This window comes from Pseudooceanicola aestuariicola (assembly GCF_045763785.1).
Classification (GTDB): Bacteria; Pseudomonadota; Alphaproteobacteria; order Rhodobacterales; family Rhodobacteraceae; genus Pseudooceanicola.
In genome coordinates, this window is sequence record NZ_JBJGSF010000006.1 from 109522 (window position 1) to 129198 (window position 19677).

General features: G+C 63.8%; 17 protein-coding genes. 4 read left to right on the top strand and 13 right to left on the bottom strand.

What is annotated here, in order from left to right:
* Nucleotides 1-3: 3 nt before the first annotated feature.
* From ACI3GR_RS17380 to ACI3GR_RS17410, 7 genes are all read right to left on the bottom strand, one after another.
* On the bottom strand, nucleotides 4-2331 hold the full coding sequence (locus ACI3GR_RS17380; RefSeq protein WP_138424246.1) for a relaxase/mobilization nuclease domain-containing protein: 2328 nt from the start codon (nucleotides 2329-2331) through the stop codon (nucleotides 4-6).
* Nucleotides 2318-2911 (bottom strand): transposase, encoded by a 594-nt coding sequence (locus ACI3GR_RS17385; RefSeq protein ID WP_138424245.1) that lies wholly within the window; start codon nucleotides 2909-2911, stop codon nucleotides 2318-2320. Before ACI3GR_RS17385 ends, ACI3GR_RS17380 begins: the two co-directional genes overlap by 14 nt.
* A gap of 565 nt (nucleotides 2912-3476) precedes the next feature.
* Nucleotides 3477-3683: a hypothetical protein gene (locus tag ACI3GR_RS17390; protein WP_028093953.1), complete on the bottom strand. Its 207-nt coding sequence runs from the start codon at nucleotides 3681-3683 to the stop codon at nucleotides 3477-3479.
* A gap of 854 nt (nucleotides 3684-4537) precedes the next feature.
* Entirely contained in the window at nucleotides 4538-4783 is a 246-nt protein-coding gene (locus ACI3GR_RS17395; protein WP_407496290.1) for a hypothetical protein, read from the bottom strand.
* Nucleotides 4784-5375: 592 nt separating this feature from the next.
* Nucleotides 5376-6305: a DUF2493 domain-containing protein gene (locus tag ACI3GR_RS17400; RefSeq protein ID WP_407496291.1), complete on the bottom strand. Its 930-nt coding sequence runs from the start codon at nucleotides 6303-6305 to the stop codon at nucleotides 5376-5378.
* A 586-nt stretch (nucleotides 6306-6891) separates the two neighbouring features.
* Complete coding sequence (locus ACI3GR_RS17405) at nucleotides 6892-7689, bottom strand: hypothetical protein (protein ID WP_407496293.1); 798 nt, start codon at nucleotides 7687-7689, stop codon at nucleotides 6892-6894.
* Between the two features lie 4 nt (nucleotides 7690-7693).
* The gene (locus ACI3GR_RS17410; protein WP_407496294.1) at nucleotides 7694-8746 is read right to left on the bottom strand and encodes an endonuclease/exonuclease/phosphatase family protein; all 1053 of its coding nucleotides are present in this window, start codon (nucleotides 8744-8746) and stop codon (nucleotides 7694-7696) included.
* Nucleotides 8747-9257: 511 nt separating this feature from the next.
* On the opposite strand from ACI3GR_RS17410, the gene ACI3GR_RS17415 reads away from it, so the two are divergent.
* From ACI3GR_RS17415 to ACI3GR_RS17430, 4 genes are read left to right on the top strand one after another with little or no spacing between them, the layout of a single operon-like run.
* Nucleotides 9258-10376: a hypothetical protein gene (locus ACI3GR_RS17415; protein WP_407496296.1), complete on the top strand. Its 1119-nt coding sequence runs from the start codon at nucleotides 9258-9260 to the stop codon at nucleotides 10374-10376.
* 4 nt (nucleotides 10377-10380) lie between these two features.
* Nucleotides 10381-11463, top strand: coding sequence for a hypothetical protein (locus ACI3GR_RS17420; RefSeq protein WP_407496297.1), 1083 nt, complete (start codon nucleotides 10381-10383; stop codon nucleotides 11461-11463).
* Entirely contained in the window at nucleotides 11456-12403 is a 948-nt protein-coding gene (locus ACI3GR_RS17425; RefSeq protein WP_407496298.1) for a hypothetical protein, read from the top strand. Before ACI3GR_RS17420 ends, ACI3GR_RS17425 begins: the two co-directional genes overlap by 8 nt.
* Before the next feature lie 31 nt (nucleotides 12404-12434).
* A complete protein-coding gene (locus ACI3GR_RS17430; protein ID WP_407496299.1) occupies nucleotides 12435-12752 on the top strand; it encodes a hypothetical protein in 318 nt (105 codons plus the stop codon).
* Nucleotides 12753-12938: 186 nt separating this feature from the next.
* On the opposite strand, the gene ACI3GR_RS17435 is transcribed toward ACI3GR_RS17430, so the two are convergent.
* From ACI3GR_RS17435 to ACI3GR_RS17460, 6 genes are all read right to left on the bottom strand, one after another.
* Entirely contained in the window at nucleotides 12939-13667 is a 729-nt protein-coding gene (locus ACI3GR_RS17435) for a DUF736 family protein (protein ID WP_407496300.1), read from the bottom strand.
* A 117-nt stretch (nucleotides 13668-13784) separates the two neighbouring features.
* Complete coding sequence (locus ACI3GR_RS17440) at nucleotides 13785-14063, bottom strand: hypothetical protein (protein ID WP_407496302.1); 279 nt, start codon at nucleotides 14061-14063, stop codon at nucleotides 13785-13787.
* A gap of 81 nt (nucleotides 14064-14144) precedes the next feature.
* A complete protein-coding gene (locus ACI3GR_RS17445; protein WP_407496303.1) occupies nucleotides 14145-14426 on the bottom strand; it encodes a DUF5983 family protein in 282 nt (93 codons plus the stop codon).
* A complete protein-coding gene (locus ACI3GR_RS17450; protein ID WP_407496305.1) occupies nucleotides 14423-14863 on the bottom strand; it encodes a DUF6915 family protein in 441 nt (146 codons plus the stop codon). The genes ACI3GR_RS17445 and ACI3GR_RS17450 overlap by 4 nt, the downstream gene beginning before the upstream one ends.
* Nucleotide 14864: 1 nt before the next feature.
* Entirely contained in the window at nucleotides 14865-15251 is a 387-nt protein-coding gene (locus ACI3GR_RS17455; protein ID WP_407496307.1) for a DUF6878 family protein, read from the bottom strand.
* 125 nt (nucleotides 15252-15376) lie between these two features.
* Nucleotides 15377-19636 (bottom strand): strawberry notch-like NTP hydrolase domain-containing protein, encoded by a 4260-nt coding sequence (locus ACI3GR_RS17460; protein WP_407496308.1) that lies wholly within the window; start codon nucleotides 19634-19636, stop codon nucleotides 15377-15379.
* Between the last annotated feature and the right edge of the window lie 41 nt (nucleotides 19637-19677).

Here is a 19677-nt window from a genome sequence, read left to right on the forward strand (position 1 = left end):
CCATCAGTGCGTCTCCCCGCGCTCGGTCTCACCATCGACAAGATCGGCACGGTGGAGATCGAACTCGCGATCGGCGATCTCCTCCACCACGGCGCGGGTCGCCTCGCTATTGGCGGTGGCCGCGTCCGACTGCAGGTAGGTCTTTGCGGCGTATATCCTGTCGAGACGGTCTTCGATCTGGGTCTTCAGCACGTCGACATCCCCGTCCCGGAGCCGTTCGATCTGCGCCGCATCGAGCTCGCGCTCGACGGCGTCGCGGTAGGCCAGTCGCTGACCATCATCCTGGAACGGCGAATGCAGATTGCCGGCGCGTTCGTGATCTACAACCCGCCGCAGATCGGCATCGGCAATCGGTGCGGTTTCAGCGGCTTCAGTTTCGCGCTCGTCGCCAAACCGTTCCTCGCGCTGGTCGAACTGCGTCTCCCGCAACTCGTTTTCGCGGCGGACCTGGTCGATGGCCTCGCTGTCGCGCAGTTCAGTGACGGCTGCATAGGTCACGCCAAACCCACGGGCAAGATGCGACGGCATATCGGGATAGCGCGCGCGGAACGCGTCCGTGACGGCATCCGCAACCGGGGTCCGCGCGTCGCGACCTTCCATGATCCGGTCAACCTCGCGGGTGATCTCGCGGGCCCGGGCCTCGTCGGTGATGCGCTCCCGGTAGGGCTCGGACCGGTCGATCACGTCGCCCGGGCGCGCGAGCAGTTCGGGATGAGCATCGAGGTAGCTGCGTTGCTCTTCTTCGATACGCCGCTCCGCGCGGGAGACGATCTCCCACTCCCGCGCCTCGATCTGGTCTTCGGTCAGACCTTCCGAACGCATGTCCTGGCGGATCGCGCGCTCCATGTCCTCAGCGGCGTCCCGATGATAATGGACCCTCTCCGTCACGGTGCGATCTTCCACGACACCGTCCTCACGCAAGACCCCTGCCCGCTCCAGCGTGACGCCGAGCTGGACATGGGCCCGGTTGAGGGTCTCGCGCGCCGCCTCCAGATCCGCGCGGCGCTCGAGGTTAAGACCGTCCCTCTCGGCCACGCGCGCCAGATCGTCGGCGATCCACTGGCGTTCCAGCGCGGCATTCTGTGCGCCCGTCTCCATCCGCGCGACGACGACGGACGAACTGATGCCGGTTCCGCGCAGCGCGGTGTCGACCTGCGCCCGTACCTCGGGGTCGCGCAACCGGTCGAGCCGGGCCGCATCGATATTCGTCTCGGAATAGACCCCGCCGTCGGACGGCTTTTCGGTCAGTGTCACGGAGCGGAGCCCCAAGGGCTGCATGTGCGCGAGCCGCGACTGGATCTCGTTGAGGCTGCGCTCGAGCCTCGGCCGTTCGGCCTCCGGCTTCGCATCGATCATGCCCTGAACGCGCGCGACCTGATCGGCATAACGGGTCCGCAGATCCTCGAACGATTGCTCCTCTGCCATGTAGACGCCTCCTTCCGATGTGAGTTTGCCGCCCTTCGCCAGAAGCTCTCCCGAGCGGAACAGCGCATCGGCGATATCTTCGCGGTTGTCTGCGGAGGCCTCGGCGGCGAGCGAGTGATAGATGATCCGTGTATTGGCGATCTCTTCCAGAGCGCGATCCAAGTCTGCTCCGACCCGTGGCCGCGGCTCCGTGGCCCGCCCCTCAACCTTCGCCGCATAGACCTCGCGGGTGCGCGGCGGGTAGTGCACGACACCCCGATCGAGCCGCCGCGTGGCCTCGAGTCGCACCCCGAACCGCTCGGCTTCCTCGACCATCGCGAGGCGGAAGTCGTCGTAGTTGAACCGGTGGTCCCGCCCAAGGAAGAAGAACTCGCCCTCCTGCGATCGGCGGTTCAAGACTATATGCGCGTGGGGATGATCCCGGTCCTCATGGACCGCGATGATGTAGTCGAAATGCCCCTCTTCGGACTGAAAGAACCGCTCCGCCACATTGGCGGTGATGTCACGAACATCCTCGCCCCGGGTCCCGATCGGATAGGACATGAGCATGTGGGTCGTCTGCCCGAGCTTGGGCTTGAACCCCGCACTCCAGCGCTTGGCGAACCGCTCCGTCAGGTCCTTGATCTCCGATCCCTCAAGCCTCGTCTTCCCATCCAGGAACCCGCTGCTGTCCACGATATGCGAGGACTTGGTGGTGAGGTAATCAAGCTGGTTCATGAGCTGGGATTTGGTATGCGTGCCCCCGCCCCGGATCGCCTTGAAGACCGCCGCACGATGCCCCGCAGCGGCGCGCACGAGCTGCCTCTGCCGGGACGCCTGCAGCCCCTGCATAGAGCCCCGGATGCGACTCCAGCCATCCCGGAAGATCTCTCCGGTGACGTCATGGACGGCATCATTCAGCCGCATGGGCGAACTCCCTCAGAGCGGCAGTGGCGAAGAGCCGCATCCCATCCCGACGACGGCGCAAAAGCAGGTCGATCTCGTCAGCGGAATCAAGGATGAAACGGGCCAGACCGCGCATCTGCGCGAGGCGCAGTTCGGACAACTCGGCGTTCGGTGCGGAGCCTTCCCCCTGCCCCATTTGGTTGGCCTTCACCATCTGCTTGGCGATCTGCACGACGCCGTTGCCGACCTCATGCAGGGAGGCCCGGTAACGCGCCATCTCAGCCGCCAGCTGCGCGTCCGGAACGAAGGTTCCGCCCGCCGCCTGGATCAACCGCCGAACCCCCTCCGTGCGGGTCTCGATTCCCGCCGCGGCCAGGACCTCATCCAGCGCCCCAAGCTCTTCAGGGGTCAGCTTCACCGTCACGGCGGCCGTCGCCACGGCCGCATCCCGCTGGCGTTCATCATCGGCTTTCAACGTGTATTGGATGGCCCGCGGCGTAACCCCGAACCGCTCCGCGAGCACCGAAGTCCCCACTCCTTCTCCGGCCTCACGGACAATCTCCGCTCGCTCCGTCTGTGTCAGTCTCTTGGTCTGGCTCATACGAAGAAAGCCCCCCTATTTCCTGCCACCTTCATTCAAGGTCGCCCTCATCATACAAAACTATATAATACGGTCAATGAAATATTATTGTAGATTGCCCGCAGGCGACCTTGAATTCCGCTTCAAGCCGAGCGCCGCAGGTGCGAGGCCCGGCCCGCAGGGCCCAGAAAACCCGACCATCTCCAACCGCACCTCGGCCGCCCGTTGTCATGCCCGCGCCCGAGGTTCTGACCGAACACGGACCCGTGTTCGGACGGAAGCGAGGGGCGGCGCAACTCTTCACCAACGGGGCTGACGGACAGGGTCAAGGGCGGCCAGATTTGGCCCGCCAAATCTCTGCCGGAAAAACCGGCGGGCTTCAGCCCGGCTGTTATTCCGGATGGCCCCCTTGAGGCTGGCCGGCAGACCTGTTCCAGGCGATCTCTGAAATCCCCCGTCAGGACCGCGGACGGTCCTGACACCTTATCGGGGACACCGGCCGAAGGCAGGGGTCCCCGGTCTTGGCGCAGCCTTCCCTGAGACAGGGAAAGGGCCGCCTCTAGGGCGGCCCATCCTCCTGGGAGGATTATTCCTGCGGCTCCTTGGAGCTCGGCGGGAACATCACCAGCTCCTGGACCGCGACGGGGAAGTCGAGCTTGAGGCTGAAGAACTCCGAGCCGTCCCCGTTGCGGGTGTTGCGGAACATCGCGCCGACGCGCTGGAACCGGGTGCGCTCCTGACCTTCGTTGTCGGTGAACTTGACGGGAACGGTGGCGACGTAGTGGTTGGTCATTTGGGTCTCTCCTTTTTGCGATGGGGATCACCCGGCACGGGGGGCAAGGGAGGTCCGCAAACACAAATGCGGAGGGTCCGCGCGCCCCGCGCGTGGAAACCGTATTTGTGTTTGCCGGAGCGTGAGCGGAGGGCACGGACCGCCCGACCCCGTGCGATCCACATCTATGAGCAAAGAGGGGAGACCCAAATGTGCACCCCGCTCCTCAGCCGCCTTCGGTCCTGTCGAGTTATGTCAGACCTGACCAGGTCCGCGCCCCTCTCATCCAACGCGTCGGCGCGATGGTTCGCGTGCGCCCGATCGGAACGTCCGCGATCGTCTGCCTCAAGCTCAGCATCCCCATCGCCTGTGTGGCGATCCGGGGCGGTGATACAGCCGCGGGTCTGGCTGCAGGGTTGTCGGCCCGGACGGGTCGCCGTCATCGGGCGGCGCGGTCGTTGCGCTGCGCCCGCCCAAGCGATCTGCACCCGGACGGGCGGATCGCGGGGTTTCCGGCGCGCATGAGGGCAACCCCGCCGGCTGGCTCCGTCAGGAGACCGCCGCCGGGGTATGCCGCTCAGCGTGGCCAGAGGCCTCGTGTTCCGGGTGGAGGCCGGCACGGCCATAACCTGCGAGCGCGGTGACGGCGGTGCAACCGCCGGCAGGGGCCCCTCATGACCGACGACCGTTCATCACCGACCTTCATGTCATCTGCGTCTGTCTGAGGGGCCACAGACAGTTGAATAGTGCAGCAGTCCCGCCCGGCCCAGGTCGGGCGGGACTGCTCTCGTGGATGGTGTCGCAGTCATCGGTGACGCGGAAGGTTTCGAGAGAGGGATCACCGGGCAACGGGTCCGCCCGGTGAGCAGTGACGTTCAGGCGAAAAGAGACTCGCTGAGGTGCCCGCAATGCGCACAGACCTCGCGCCAGTGGAAGTTGACACTCCCGCCATCGATGGTCTCCCAATCGGTCCGCAACGCGTCTTTGCCGCAGGCGGTGCAGGGGACGACATGGCCGCCATTATCGTGATGGTCCATCCCGGTGGCCGTTCCGGGCTGCGACGTGCCTGCGCGGTCGCAGTGTCGGCAAAGGTCGTCCTCGGTCTTGTTCTCGTCGGTCATGATCTCATCTCCAGATGTTCGAGGGACCACCACGTGAGTGTGGTGGCATGGCCGAATGCCTGGTTGCCGAATCTGTCCGGGTCAGGGACGGCGCAGCCGCCGGCTGGCCGGGCGCAAAAGTTTTCCGGGCGCATCGCTCACCACAGGCATGGGGTCAAACACTGGACCGCCCTCTCCTCCCCCGCCGCCCCGGCCGAAAAGTTTTGCGATCCTTGAGGCGGGCGGGTTCGGGGGCCATCCGGAGGATATGCTTCCGTACTCATGTGTGTGATTGACGACAGGTTTGCCCGACACGAGCAGGCAAGGGGCGCGACCGGACGCGGGAGGCGGATGGAGCGGCGGGATCGTTTTGCCCCGCAAAACAGACCGGAGCGCAATCCGGCGGAGCGGCCGGGGAGCGACCTGCTCGCGAGACGGGCAAACCGGGATGCTGGGTGCAACGCCGCGGTGAGGCCGAATGGCCGAATGCGCGATCGGCCACCGGCCGATATCTCCACCGCGACTTGGCTTACCGTACGGAGGAGGCCGAGAGGCTTAGGAACAGGCATATGGAAACGACGAAAGGGCCGCGCAGCGCACGACCCTCTCTCTATCACTCGTCTGCCGTCTTCTTCGCCGGATCGGCGACCCGCATGACGGTGAGCCCCTTCGCCTCGGCCTTCTGCCCGAGGTTCAGCGCGACCCCGTTGCCGCCGAAGAGCACAACTCCCGTCGCAGCAAACTTATCGTCCAGCATCTCGTCATTGCACTTGAAAGGTGCCGCCCGCCCATGTGCGGACCAACGCGGATCGAAGCGCGCCTGCGCAACGCCGCGCGCCCGAGCCCACCGGGCGGCGATCATCTCGGCCCCGTGCTTGCCACCCTTGTGACAGAGGAAGATCTCCTGGTTGCGGTTCTGCCGGATGCGCTCGCGAACCTTGTCGAGTGTCGAGAAGATGACGTCGATATCGGTCCAGTCGGTCGCACCCGAGACGATCAGAGGGACACCCTCGACCTTCGACTTCGCGGCGGTTTCGCGATCATGCTGCTCCAACAGCTGCCGGGCCTCGAAGACCGCTCCGGTCTCCTGAGCGCGAGCACTGGCGCGCGATCCCGATGCCGGGATGAAGACATGGCCGGTCTCGACCTCGTAGCATTCCGCCGCCGCCTCGCTCATCACCTCGATGGCCCCGACGATCTCGCGGACCTGCAGGAAGCGGGCCTGCGCCTCTTCGAGCGCGGTCTCGGCGATCTCCGATCCGTCATGGGATTTTGCCAGGGCGCCGATCTTATCAGCGGTGCGGTCAAGCTCCTTGCCCAGAGCGATCTTGCGGCGCTGCAGGATCGTGGCGATCCCGTGCGCGAGCGGTTCGATCTCGGTCTCGAGACCGGTGCCGCGCAGCTGGCCAAGCAGGGCCTCGAAAGTCTCGCGGACGATGCTATCGGTCAGGACGTGATCCTCGGGGATCGGTAGCTCCGCGCCTTTTTCCGTCAGGCCGAAAAGTTCGATGGTCTCGTAGGCGTTCGCGTTCTCGTATGTCATGTTGGTGTCTCCAGATGTTCGGGGAACCACCACGTGAGTGTGGTGGCATGGCCGTACGTCTGGTTCACCGAATCTGTCCGGGTCAGGGACGGCGAAGCCGCCGGCGCGCCGGGCACAAAAGTTTTCCGGGCGCATCGCTCACCACAGACGCGGCATCGAACACTGGACAGCCCTTTTCACCCCCGCCGCCCTCGCCGAAAAGTTTTGCGATCCTTGACGCGGGCTGATTTGGGGGCCATCCGGAGGATATGCTTCCGCACTCATGTGTGTGTGTTTTGACGGTAGGTTTGCCCGACGCGAGCAGGCAAAGGGTGCGACCGGACGCGGGAGACGGATGGAGCGGCGGGATCGTTTTGGCCCAAAGCCAAAACAGACCGGAGCGCAATCCGGCGGAGCGGCCGGGGAGCGGCCTGCTCGCGAGACGGGCAAACCGGGATGCTGGGTGCTACGCCGCGGTGAGGCCGCATGGCCGAATGCGCGACGGACCGCAGGGCCGTTCTCCCCTGCGACTTGGCGAACCGAGCGGGGGAGGCCGTAAGGCTTAGGAAGCCATGTGGCGGATATCATGGATCAGCCACTTGCTATGCTACTCCGCCCGCATGTCCCCGAGGTCCGCGTCGAGCAGATCGATGGTGGGATCGCCCAGGGTGACGAAGCCGCCGTCGACCGCGCCTCGTTCGATCGACAGGATTGCCTCTGCATAGGGAATCTCGGTGACGGTGACGCCGAGCGCCTCCAGCGGGCGGACGACGAGGCCGCGCGCCGGTTCCGCGAACCTCGGAATCCGCAGCTTGAGGCCCTGCAACACGTCCACGCCCTCAAAATCCGGCTCAAAGACCGTGTCGGCGGCGAACACATTCCGGCCCTTGTCCGGGTCGTAGAGCAGGATTAAGGGGGTGATGGATTGCTGAACCCTGGCCCAATCGATCCGACGCAACAACACCCGGTAGGCATCGCTGCGTACCTGTCGATCCGGGTTCTGGATGAACACTGTGTAGTACCTGTCCGGGAACACCACCGAGACGGAACTGTGCCTCGTGACCTCCAAATCGTTTGCGGCGGTGGCCGTGGCAGATACCGAATACGTCCCGGGGACCAGGAACCTGCACATGAGTTGCGCGGCCACGGCATCACATTGCGCGACATGCGAGCGGCCCACCGGTTGCCCCGCGACACGCCATGTCAGTGTCCTCACATCCGGACCCCCAGTCGCGTTGAATTCGGTGTCGAGCCCAACCTGTGCCGTGACGCTTTCGGGGGTGATCTCGAGAGAGGGCGGCTCCGCAGGCGCGGTCGCACGTCCCAGAACCCACCCGCCGATCCCCACGATCGCGGCCACCGTCACACCGACCAGAATCTGCCCGCCAAGACTCTCTGAGGACATCGATCTACTCCGAGACGGTCATCACGATCGGACAATGATCGCTCGGATAGGCTTCCGCAAAGGTCAGGACCTTCCCGTCGGCGAAGGGCTGAAGGCTCCCATCACAACGGGTCAGCGCGGCGCCGGGATCGCGGAACACATAGTCACCCGTCAACTCGATCTGATCCGCCGTCAGCGTCACACCTTGCGCGAGGTTCTCCACGACGAAGAAGTCGATCTCGGCGCTGCTGCGGGGCGTGTAAAGCCATGGGCGCAGACCCTCGGCCTCGAACCGCGGGTTGTTCGCCATGGCCTCTTCGCCCAATCGAGCGAAATCGAACGCGAACGAGGACCAACACGCGCGCGTCTCGGCACCCGGCAGGATGTGCCCCTGCGGCACGTTCGGGAAGAACTCCGCCCGGATGTTGTCCGCCCCCTCGAGGAGTTGCCGGTTGAAATCCCCCGCCAGGATGATTGTCGTATCGTCGTCCTGGGCGTCCATCCAGGCGCGCAGGCGACGCACCTGCTCGCGCTGCGTCGCACAGTCGTCCTCCGTGCCAGGTTCGACGGAATTGTTCTTGCAGGTTGCCTTCAGGTGGATCGACGGCACCAGGTAGCGTCGCCCGTCGACCGACAGATCGACGCCCACGCCGCCGCGCACCGGGCGCGCGGGCGCGCCGCATTCGTTCTGATGCGGCACGGCGAGCTCATCGATCTGGAAGAAATCGTGCGCGAACGTGTCCCTGATCGCGATCGCGTTGTATATGTCATCGGCATCCGCCGCGCATTTCTGTGCGTTCTCATAGCAGCGGGTCTCGAACCGGAAGCTGTACCGATCGGGGAGGACCGCTTCCAGCGCCGCGACGCTGCCAATCTCCTGGAATGCGATCACGTCCGCATCTATGGATGAGATGATCTCCCGGATGCGGGTGTAGTCATCCGCGTCGCGGTCGAACCCGCGCAGTTCCGAGCCCGGCGCCCCCAGGTTCGCGATGTTCCAACTGGCCACCGTGAAGGGTTCCGCGACACCAATGGTCGGCACGAGCAAACATGGAAAGACGAAATGAAAGCCCCGCATCTAAAACCCTCTTCTCGGAATTGAAATCATCGGAAAATTGTTGGTCTTGAGACCACGATACGACAGTATCGATGATTTCGCGACCCGAGATCCTGTGAGTGCTTCAGTGCGGACAAAAAAGAAAGACGCCATCCCGGGAGGTGGGATGGCGTCTGATCTCTTCTGCCCGCGCCACGGGAGGAGGTGTGGCGCAAACCTGAGGCCGGTCTCCAGGGAGGAGGAGAGGAGAGCGATCTCAAAAGTAGGCTAGCCCGAAATGCTGCGGCGCAACAACGGCAAATGCTGCAATGCAGCTATGCACTTCATGCAATGCTAAACTACGCGACCCTTCGTATACTATTGTCGAGCGACAAATATGGGTGACCCGTCAATATTCGATATGTGCCCACAGGCGTTTGTCTAAGTACTTGCGAACGCGGAATCACTGGCTACGCGACGCCTGTTCATCCGGCATTTGCCCGGAAAGGCCGACGGAGATAGGCTTTTGCAAGTTCAAAGGAGTGAGTCTCAGGTGTTGCCAACGGTTCATTACATAGACCGCCCCAGCTTCCCTGAAGATCTGTTCAAAGACGTTGACTCGGCACAGTTGCGGATGGCGCTGAGAAACCTCCAGACTGCGGCGCGTGCCGTGACCGGCGCCATCCGGGACATGTATGCCTTCCCTGACGGCGGCGATCTCAAGGTTGGCGTCACTCCGGAGACCCACCTGAACGCACGGGCCCGCCAATCGCGCGTCGGCAGTCCTTTTTCGATCGAGTTTACCTCCGGCTACGTCCTTTGGGCAGCCGTCGTAAGCTCGGTACTCGCCCGCATGGTAGCCTCCGGGTTTCGCCTCGAAAGGACCGTGTCCCTGTCGTTCCGTGACTTCGCGGAGGACGTGGGGACGTCCGGGGTGCAAACCTGTGTTGACGTGACGATCAACGAGATCGGTCCAGACATTGAGGGCAGCTGGCTCTTCTTCTTCGAGTCACTCTATCTGCCGGTCTTGTTTCACGAGCTGGCCCATATCGTGCGAGGGCATCTCGGCCTGCTCAGACAGCGACAGGGCGGGGCGGGCCTGTGCATGGTGGACGAGTTGATGAGCCAGGATGCGGTCAACACGCCTCCCGGCTTTCCGCTACGCGATGTCGAGATCGATGCGGACGTCTACTGCTCGGGTCTGTCCGGCGAGTTCGCCTTCGCGCGATCCGCGACCCTGCCGCGCTGGCAGTATATGACAGGCAAAGAGAACCTTTATGCCGAATTCGTCGGATACGCACTCTTCGTGGTCGGCCAGGAACGCATGGCACGCGACAGGATCGGAACCCGCGACACCTACCCGTCGCCAAATCTGCGGTTGCTATTGCACTCTGTCGCCCACAGGGCGCGTTGGAATGTGGAACATCCCGAAAGTGACTATTTCGCGGAGATCTTTGAGCCCGCCATGGAATTATTGGCACCGCTCGAACCGGCCTTCCCCGAGCTCGATCTCCTCCGGGACACGATTACCAGGGAGGGGGAGGCCGACCTCAGGAAAGAGATCGCCGCCTATTTCGATCAGGACCCCGAAACGGAGGACGGGCTTTTTGCACCCTTCGCGTTCGACGCGCGATGGAGCGACCCCATTCCGAAATTCTTTGGGATATCGTGATCGAATGGAAGAGGTCTCGCGTGCGTATTGGAAGGTCGATCCAATCGTCAGGACTATGGGCGGATATCTCGACGTCACGGGGCTCACACCGGTCGAGACGACACTGGTGCACTGGACCGAACATGTCTTCGACATCAACATAGGCCTCCTGGACGCGCGCGATCCGGACCTCGACATCAAGGGGATCGACCTCGTCATCTCAGCCGGCGATGCTCCGAACGCGGCCGCGCGCCAATCGGGCGATCGCCGTGCAGTCATAATAAGCCTCGGCCTGCTGCGAAAACTTTGGCGGTTCCTTACGGCCGCAGCCCATCATCCGGACGTGCTTTCGCGCGCGCACCCCCTGAGGGATCCGGGAAAATCGTGGAAAGAGGCGCTCGACGGCCCGCTCATCGCCTTCGATGACTGGTCGATGGAGGCGGAGCGTGCGGAGTATTTCGTCGACATACTGATGCAGATGTTCGACTACGTGATTTCGCACGAACTCGCGCACCTCCTGCGGCGGCATATCGATCTCCTCTTTCCGGACGCAACACCCGGCTTTGTCGACGAAGCGGCAACATATCTGGACAAGGCCCCCGGCCGATCGCCAGACATGCTGCCGGAAACGCTACAGGATATCGAGTTTGACGCGGATGCGAACGGGCTGAACCAAATGCTCCTGAGCATGGATGAGAAACATCCGTTTCGGACGGGCTGGGCCGCGGAGGATGGGCTCGAATACGGCTTCCAGCTGGCGTTCGCCCATATCCTTGTCATGCGGGCGCTCGACACGAGGGAGGGTCCGGTGGATCGACCGGGGACGGAATATCCCTCCCCGCTCTTTCGGGCGATGAACTTCACCAACCTGGTGTTCAGATCCCTTCACGACCTGGTGCCGTGTGACTTTGAAGAGTCGGTGCGCGTCCACGACACCGCCTGGTTCGAGGCGAGCGAGATCTCCAAAAACATCGGTTTCGGCGACGGCAGATGGTTCGGGGAAGGCCCCTCGGACGCGGATCACGAGAAGTTCCTCGTCAGCGAAGCACGATATTTCGAGGCCACGCGCCGGATCGATCGCATCCTCGACGGTGCTGACAATGGGTGAGGAAGACCTCGAAACCCTGACCATGATCCGCGTCGCCGGAGAGTTCGTCACTTACGTGCTCTTCCCCGGGATCGACGAGACGGCCTTCGCCGAACGGATAGACTGGAGGCATCGCGACAGTGCGGGCCTTGACGCGATCATTTCGCCCTGGCGCAAGGATCGCTATCGCATCGCGATCGGAACCGCTGGACCCGATCTCATCCTGTCTCGCCTCCAAGCCGTCAACGTCGAAGGAGAGACCGCAGCTCAGGCCGAGCGGTTGGGCGGGATCGAACCCGCAATGACGCTGTCATGGTTTGCCGGTGTCGCCTTCTTCGCCACCCACGAAGCCTGCCACGCCGCAGCAGGCCATGTCGCCTATCAGAAGGCGCTGAATCCGGAAACAAACACGGGTGACTTGCCGCGACCTCTGGATCTGGCGACATTCCGGCTCCTGTCAGAGCTTGAAGCCGATGGAGTCGCCGCGGCCAGCCTCCTGTCGGCGGATTATGAGCTGATGCGCACGATCGAGGGGCTCTCATCCGACGGTGACGACAGAGCCGACAGCGCCATGATGTTCATCGTCATCGGCGTCTTCGCGACCCTGGAACTTCTCGCCTCGGAAGGGCCGGTCGCGGATGGGTATCCAACGCCCGAAACGCGCTATCTGAACGTGGTCGCGGCCGTGTTCCGTCACGTGGCACCGCACCTTCTCCTGCTGAAGTCGGGCGACTATGTTCGCCGCGAGGCGAGCGGCGAAGAGGTGCAAAACGTCGCGAACAGGTTTCGCCACTCGGTCCTTCCGGCGCTCGTCGCCCTGAACCACTTCGATGTGACCACGCCCTTCGGGGAAGACATTGCGGCGCTACTCGGCGGGGCGGTCCCCAACAAAAGTGAGGCAGGGCGAGACCTTGCGCGCTATAGTCGCGACCGTGCCCGATTCATGCGGGCATTGAGTTGATTTCGAGAGACACGGATGTGGGACGATTTCAATGACTGACGTTGTGGTGGTGATGCGCCTTGCTGGCGATGACGCGGACGCGTCCAAACAGGATATCCTCGCGCTGTTGGAAGGCGTGGCCGGTGCGGACGTTACCGACAGCTCGGTCGACGCGGCCCTGGGCATGACCGCAAAAGAGCTTGTGCTGACCGTGACGATCAGTTTCGCGACGTCGGTCTCGGCGAATTTCGCAACCAAGGCGATCGAGGACGCGTTGCAAGGACCACTACCCGACCAGGTGACGGTCGCAGAGATCTTTTGTGAGACGCCCTCCGAGAACAATGGCACGGTGGAAGAGACCCCGGAGTGATGCTTTGCCAGCGGGGCTATCGGACCGACGGATTTCGCCATCATCCTGCGACTGACAGGCCGTTGACCTCGAACTGATCGACCACAAAGAAAAACGGGAGCCGCGTTTCCGCAGCTCCCGTAGGCTAGGTAGACCGGGCCGGTCTAGGCCGACCTCGCTTATCGATCGGGACCAGGTCCTGTCACATCAGGACACCAGAGACAATCCCGCACCGGCGTCCCGCTCGCGCGCACCGCTCTCGACGAAGGGAATGATCGAGAAGGTCTGGCCGCCGCGCTGCTCCTCGTTCTGCACGGCATTCACCCGCAGATCGCCATCCGGCGTGTTGATGAGGAGCGAGACGTAGTCGTTGCCGGTCCGGTTGCTCTTCGCCATCCAGGCCGAGCCGACGCGGATCGGGTGGCCGCGCGGCGAGCTGACTTCGATCCGGTAGTCGGGATGGGTCTCCTCGGTCTTGAACTCATTCTCGATGAGCATGAAGTCGAGGTCAAACATCATGTTGGCGATGTAACCGGCGAAGGCGTTGTCTGCATCCATCGCGGTCAGCTCGCCCGAGATCGAGCCGGACTTCATGGCACCGTTCGAGACGAGCGGGATGATCTCGAACTCACCGGTCATTGCTTCGCGTGCTTCCTTCGTCTGCACGGCGTTGACCCGGAAGGGCCCGAGGCCGACATCGATCTGCATCGAGATGTAATGGTTACCGGTGGTGTTGCCGGTCTCGTTCCAGGCCGTGCCGATACGCACCTTCCGGCCCGACTTGTTCACCGCGGTCACATCAAAATCCGGGCTGCGCTCGGACATCTTCGTGCGGGTCTCGAGCTGGATCGCGATGTCGAACCGGCTCGAGTGGATCATGCCGGAATAGGCGGTGGCTGCGGTCTCGGCATTCTTGGTCAGGGTTCCTGCGAACATGGGTCTTCTCCTTGGGTTTGCCGCTGCCCGACACTTGGCCAGAGCACGCGGGATTGCTTTTCGACCCCTCATGGGATCGCAAAACCACAAGGCCCTCTTTCCTTTCTCTCCCGCCTGTCAGCCCGACCCGGCGCCGGAACGGGTGTCCGGCGTTGCCCCGCGCACTTCCCTCCCCTTTTCCGCCGCGGCACCATGGCGCGGTTCCGATATGAAGAAGTCGGCCTCGGCCCCGTTCAGCCTACGGCCGCTCCGGTCGGTCAACCCGATCGTGCTGCCGTTCGGCACAAAGGTGATGAGGTACTGGCCGAGGCCGTCCCGATGCACCCGGTAGCCCTCGTTCGCCCAATGGACAGATTTGCCGGCATCCACGGCGGCCTTGATCTCGGCGATGTTCATCTGGATCTCCATTTCAGTATTGGTGTTGGAAACAAGAGAGGCCCGATCCGTGGATCGGGCCTCTGTGCAACCGCGATTGACCTACCAGTCGAAGACCTCGAGATAGGGGACTGGCGGGACGTCCCGATCGAAGAGGACGTAGTCGCACCCGGCATCCGTCGCCAACGCCATGACCGCCTTGAAGGCGTCGCAGTCGACGCCTTCCGGCATGTCGGCGAGGGTTTCAGGGACGGAGAACAGCCAGCCATACTCATTCTGCATGCTCGGCGATTTGGCAAAGAGCCCGTTCTCGATGGCCTGCGCGGTTTGTTCAGGCAGATGTGCGGTGCTGCAATCGTAGAACCTGCGAACGTTGCGCATCATGATCCCCTCGCCTCCATCCAGTCCTTGAGGCCGAGGATCGTCTTGCCGGCTGCCACCTCGACCAGCCATTCCGTGCGCGGATCGCCGACGGGCTCATGCGCCTGCCGGTCGATATGCCCATTGGCCATCCAGGGCTCGGGCTGAATCCGCCCGAGCCAGTCGGCGAGGCTCGGGATGCGGCCCTGACAGTCTTCGCGGACATGCTGCTCGCCGATCCAGCGGATGGGAATCTCGCGCCCCGCCCCATTGGTGAGGGAGAGCCCGAAGACACGTTCGGCCTCGAAGATGCCTTGCGTGTGATGGCGCAGAGCACGGTGGGTGAAGATGGCGAGATGCTCCTTTGAGGCATCGAACCAGTCGTGAACGGCCTGATAGTCGGATGGCTTTCCGCCATACTTCCGGGCGGAACTTTCGGCATGATGGAGGGGATGGGCCATGTCACAGGCCCTCATCGAAACTGTGGGAGCATTCAACGTAGCGGTCGGCATGATCGAGGGTGATGCTGTCGGCGATGACATCCCAGGTCAGCGTGCCGTAGCCGCCCTCGTTGTTCTCGAAGCCGGGATGCTGGTGATAGGCGACGGACCAGGCGAAGTCGCCGAGCTTCGTGCAGAGTTCGTCAGGGAGCGCAATGCCTGCGGGCTGCACCGTTACGTCTTCGATATTGCCGGAATCGCCGTAGCCTTCGTATTCGGCGGTGACCTCGGTGATGCCGAGGCCTCGCAATTGCGGGAGCAGCTCGTTTCGGGTGGCCTTGTTGGCGGCTTCGCGCTCGGCTTGCCATTTTGCCATCGTCTCGGCAAAGGTGGTCTCGGAGTTGGCCATGGGTCTCGTCCTCTTGTCTGGGATTGGGGAAGGTACCGAGGGGTCCAGAGACCCGCTACGGCGGCGGAACGCGAGGGGGCAAAGCACCCTTCCACGTTCCCCCGACCGAAAGCCCGCTTTTCCTTTCAGGCGGCTCGCTCCGCCGCCGTTGGAGACCCTTCCCCCACGATCCGAGCCAGGATAGCGACGGTATCGATGCCCTCCCCTTGCGGCACGAAGACCCGGAGCTGGAAGGCGATGATCTCCGTGAAGCACCCCATGGCTTTCAGCCCGTCGATCGTGCCGCGGTCGGCCCCGTCGATCTCGAGACGGGCCGCGCCCGCGACCCGGCGGCGGGTGAGCGTGAGACCTCGGCCCAGATCGACCGGCGCGGTGGACCCAAGCGCCGCCGTCAGCATCTCCGGCGGGGTTTCCGGGGTGCCGACCATGAACCGCGCACGCAGGGCCGCGGCGCCGTCCTCGCTGACGGTCCGGCCGATCATGCTTGCCTGCCCTTCCGGCGTGACCCGGTAGATGCGCTCGTTTCCCGACGGGATGCCCTTCCAGATCGGCAGCAACAGACCGGTCAAAAGATAGAGCTTCGTCGTGGTGGTTTTGGGGAGGCTATCGGCCTCCGCGTCCCAGAGGCGGCGGAACTCGGGCGGCTCGATCTCTTCCCAAGCGGAGGCCTGGAACTTCCCTTCCTCGACATAGGTGGACCCGCTCGGCCGGATCACCTTACGCATGAGCGTGACGATCTCCTCGTCATACATCTGCATCGGACGCGACGAGATCAGTGCCGCGCGACCCGACGCACGGTTGATCATTGGCAGCTTGTCGGGGTTCCGGTCCAAAGCTTCTTCTTCTGAGAGCACATGGACTGGGTCGGTCACCTCGAGTCCGACGATCCGTGTCACCGCCCCGGAGCGCGGACAGGTCCAGAGGTCTTCCGCCGAGACCTGTTCGATCCTCTCGCCACGCAACGTCTCGACGCCGAGATCGAGCGTCCCAGCCGCCCGCGCCCGCTCGGTTTGATCGGCGATCCGGCTCATGAACTCGGCGAAGAGCGCGTTCTGCATGTGGATCGGCAGGGCCAGCACCCGGTTAAGGAAGCGCTGGATTGGCGGAAGCTCTTCGAGCAGCACGCCGTCCTGGTCGATCAGTTGCAAGGCGGTCCAATCCGTGAACTGCTCATAGCTCATGGCTCCGGCACGCCCGGCGGCCAGATCGGCGTAGTAGCCCCGGAGAGCGCCCCGCGCGATCGGGCTTTCGAGATTGTCCTCCTCGCGGAACATGCCCTGCGAGCCGGTCTCGCGCTGGCCCTTGGTGAGCGCCCCCAACTGATCGAGCCGCCGGGCGATCGTGGAGGTGAAGCGCTTCTCGCCGTGCACATCCGAGGTGCAGACCCGGAAGAACGGCGCTGACACCTGAGCCGAGCGATGGGTGCGGCCGAGCCCCTGGATCGCCGCATCGGCGCGCCAGCCCGGCTCCAGCAGATAGTGTCGCCGCCGTTTCTGGTTCTTGGCCGTTTGAGCCGCATGGTAGGAGCGACCTGTCCCGCCGGCATCGGAGAAGATCAGGATGTCCTTTTCCCCATCCATGAAGGCGCGGGTTTCCGAGGAATTGCTGTTGGCGCTGCGCTTTTCGATAAACAGGGCCCCGTCGCTGGATTTCAGGGGGCGGATGGAGCGCCCGGTCACCTCGGCCACGGCCTCGTCGCCGAAGGCCCAGAGGATCTGATCGAGCGCGGCGGGAATAGGCGCAAGCGTCATCAGCTCCATCATCGCCGCATCGCGCAAGGCCTCGGCCTCGCGCGAGACGACCAGGGCACCGTTCGCATCCCTCAGCGGCTCGGCCACCATGTTTCCGTCGATCTCCACGAGCTTCTGGGCATGGATCGGGAAGGCCTGTTCGAGGTAACTCAAGACGTAGTCGCGGGGCGTGAGTGCACCTTCCACGAGCTCGTCTTCGGGCTCCATGGCCTCGAGCCGACGTTTCAACAGGCTCTCGCCCGTCGAGACCACCTGGATGACGCAGACGAATCCCTCGGCCAAATCATCTTCAATGGCACGGATGACGGTCGGGGCTTTCATGCCCATCAGAAGGTGGTTGAAGAAGCGTTGCTTGGTGCTTTCGAAACGGGACTTGGCCGAGGCCTTGGCGGCGGAGGCGTTGGTCTGGCCGGAGGCATCGTTGACACCGGTCGCGATCAGTGCCGCCTCGAGATTGTGATGGATCGTCCGGAAGGCCCCGGCATAGGCGTCGTAGATCTCGATCTGGGCGGGTGTGAGAGCATGTTCGAGCACGTCGTATTCCACGCCGTCAAAGCTGAGTGCTCGCGCGGTGTAGAACCCGAGCGTCTTCAGGTCGCGCGCCACGACTTCCATCGCGGCAACGCCTCCGGCCTCCATCGCCGAGACGAAACTCTCGCGGCTCGGGAAGGGATATTCGGGCCCCTGGCCCCAGAGCCCGAGGCGGGAGGCATAGGCCAGGTTTTGCACGCTGGTGGCCCCGGTTGCCGAGACATAGAAGACCCGCGCCCGCGGGGCGGCGAGCTGCAGACGCAAGCCCGCGAGACCCTGCTGGGAGGGCTTCACCCCCCTGCCCGCGTCGGACCCTGCGGCGTTCTGCATGGCGTGGGCCTCATCAAAAGCCAGCACGCCATCGAACCCGTCGCCCATCCAGCCCAGAACCTGGCTCAACCGGGTCGTGCCGCATTTGCCTGCGGACCGGAGTGTCGCGTAGGACACAAAAAGGATGCCATCGCCCATGGAGATAGGCTGGTCAGGCTTCCATTTGGAGAGCGGCTGGATGTCGGCGGGCGAGCCGCCGAGGTCGGTCCAGTCGCGAATGGAGTCTTCGATGAGCGTGGCGGACTTCGAAATCCAAACCGCCTTGCGTCGGCCCGCGAGCCAATTGACCAGGATGAGCCCGGCGCATTCGCGGCCCTTGCCGCAGCCGGTGCCATCGCCGAGGAAATAGCCGAGGCGATAGGCGCGCGCCTCCGGATCATCGTCCGCACGGGTCATCCGGGTCTGGTCCTCGTCGATGGTGAACCGACCCGGCAGGTCGCGCGCGTGGGCATCGTTCGCCATGAGGATGGTCTCGAGCTGTGCCTCTGAGAGATGACCCCCCTCGATCAGGCGGCCGGGCAGGCGCAGATCGGCGGCGGCTTCATTCGACGGAACCGGGGGCGCGACCGAGGCCATAGCGATACTTTCGACCAGCGGTGTGGGATGTTCCTGGGCACCCGCGATCTCGATCCGCTGCGGACGATAGCGGGCATAGATGTCAGAGACGGGCGTGTTTTCGCGGGGCGTGGCGAGACAGGTGAAGGTCAGCGGGATGGCGGCATGGGATTTGGGTTTGGCAGACGCCGCCTGGGCGATTGGGCGCTTACGTGCAATAGGGACACCGACCCGGCGCGAGTCAGTCCGAAACTGCGCACCGGTTTGGATCAAGGGAGCGGCAGTGCGGGTTGCGGCGATGTCATCGACAATTTCCCGCGCTTCATCCAGATCGCCGACCGTTGTGCGGACGCATTTAATCTCCTCCCGCACCTTGTCGAAGACCATGAGCTGGGTTTCCACAGTGGTGCCGAGCTTGGCGTAAACATGGCCGGGGATCGTGAGCGCAAGGCGCGGTTTTGCAATGGTTGATGCCCGCGCCCAATGGGCCGCGTCCCGTTCCGGCGAAAATCCCATGGGCATAATCGCCACGAGACGTCCGCCGGGCGCCAGCCGTTTGGCAGCGCCGATCAGGTGTTTCGCCGCGATGTGCTTGTCGCGCGACCGATCGACCGAGGAGGCGAAGGGTGGGTTCATCACGATGACGCCCGGAAAATCGGGCACCGACAGGAGATCGTCGATATGCTCGGCATCGAAACCTGTCGCATGGCTTCCGAACACCACCTCGAGCAGCGCGCGGCGGAAGGGATCGATCTCGTTGAGCGTCGGTTTGCCGCCGGCACGGACGGCAAAACCGGCCAGTGCGCCGGTCCCGGCTGACGGCTCAAGGACGGTTTCGCCGGGGCGAATGGCTGCTGCGCGTATTACCAGTGCCGCAAAGGGCAGCGGCGTCGAGAACTGTTGCAGGCGAATCTGTTGCTCGGAGCGCCGGGTCTCCGTCAGGAGCCGTGAGGCGAGCAATCTGGCCATCGCGAGCACGTCCGAACCGCTGTCCCGCATGATCGTCGTCACCGTGGCGGCCTGCATCAGGTCATAGGCCATGCGCCAGGACCACGCGCCGCCGGCATCGCTACCGCCGAACGTCTCACGCATGATCCGAGCGAGCGTCGAGCTTCTGAGGGGCTGGTCTTCGATCTCCCTGGCGATCTGTGACAAGGCCTCCCGGAGGTGGGCTTGTGATGGGATTTTGGGTCCGTTTTGTGGATTGTGATCGGGCATGTCGTCTGTCCTTTGGCTCAGGTATCGGGTCCGACAGGACA

What these genes read in the sequence shown, in the direction of transcription:
- ACI3GR_RS17440 (WP_407496302.1), bottom strand. Translation starts at nt 14,063, where the DNA reads ATGAACATCGCCGAGATCAAGGCCGCCGTGGATGCCGGCAAATCTGTC.
- ACI3GR_RS17395 (WP_407496290.1), bottom strand. Translation starts at nt 4,783, where the DNA reads ATGACCGACGAGAACAAGACCGAGGACGACCTTTGCCGACACTGCGAC.
- ACI3GR_RS17410 (WP_407496294.1), bottom strand. Translation starts at nt 8,746, where the DNA reads ATGCGGGGCTTTCATTTCGTCTTTCCATGTTTGCTCGTGCCGACCATT.
- ACI3GR_RS17380 (WP_138424246.1), bottom strand. Translation starts at nt 2,331, where the DNA reads ATGCGGCTGAATGATGCCGTCCATGACGTCACCGGAGAGATCTTCCGG.
- ACI3GR_RS17435 (WP_407496300.1), bottom strand. Translation starts at nt 13,667, where the DNA reads ATGTTCGCAGGAACCCTGACCAAGAATGCCGAGACCGCAGCCACCGCC.
- ACI3GR_RS17450 (WP_407496305.1), bottom strand. Translation starts at nt 14,863, where the DNA reads ATGGCCCATCCCCTCCATCATGCCGAAAGTTCCGCCCGGAAGTATGGC.
- ACI3GR_RS17460 (WP_407496308.1), bottom strand. Translation starts at nt 19,636, where the DNA reads ATGCCCGATCACAATCCACAAAACGGACCCAAAATCCCATCACAAGCC.
- ACI3GR_RS17455 (WP_407496307.1), bottom strand. Translation starts at nt 15,251, where the DNA reads ATGGCCAACTCCGAGACCACCTTTGCCGAGACGATGGCAAAATGGCAA.
- ACI3GR_RS17405 (WP_407496293.1), bottom strand. Translation starts at nt 7,689, where the DNA reads ATGTCCTCAGAGAGTCTTGGCGGGCAGATTCTGGTCGGTGTGACGGTG.
- ACI3GR_RS17400 (WP_407496291.1), bottom strand. Translation starts at nt 6,305, where the DNA reads ATGACATACGAGAACGCGAACGCCTACGAGACCATCGAACTTTTCGGC.
- ACI3GR_RS17385 (WP_138424245.1), bottom strand. Translation starts at nt 2,911, where the DNA reads ATGAGCCAGACCAAGAGACTGACACAGACGGAGCGAGCGGAGATTGTC.
- ACI3GR_RS17425 (WP_407496298.1), top strand. Translation starts at nt 11,456, where the DNA reads ATGGGTGAGGAAGACCTCGAAACCCTGACCATGATCCGCGTCGCCGGA.
- ACI3GR_RS17420 (WP_407496297.1), top strand. Translation starts at nt 10,381, where the DNA reads ATGGAAGAGGTCTCGCGTGCGTATTGGAAGGTCGATCCAATCGTCAGG.
- ACI3GR_RS17430 (WP_407496299.1), top strand. Translation starts at nt 12,435, where the DNA reads ATGACTGACGTTGTGGTGGTGATGCGCCTTGCTGGCGATGACGCGGAC.
- ACI3GR_RS17445 (WP_407496303.1), bottom strand. Translation starts at nt 14,426, where the DNA reads ATGATGCGCAACGTTCGCAGGTTCTACGATTGCAGCACCGCACATCTG.
- ACI3GR_RS17390 (WP_028093953.1), bottom strand. Translation starts at nt 3,683, where the DNA reads ATGACCAACCACTACGTCGCCACCGTTCCCGTCAAGTTCACCGACAAC.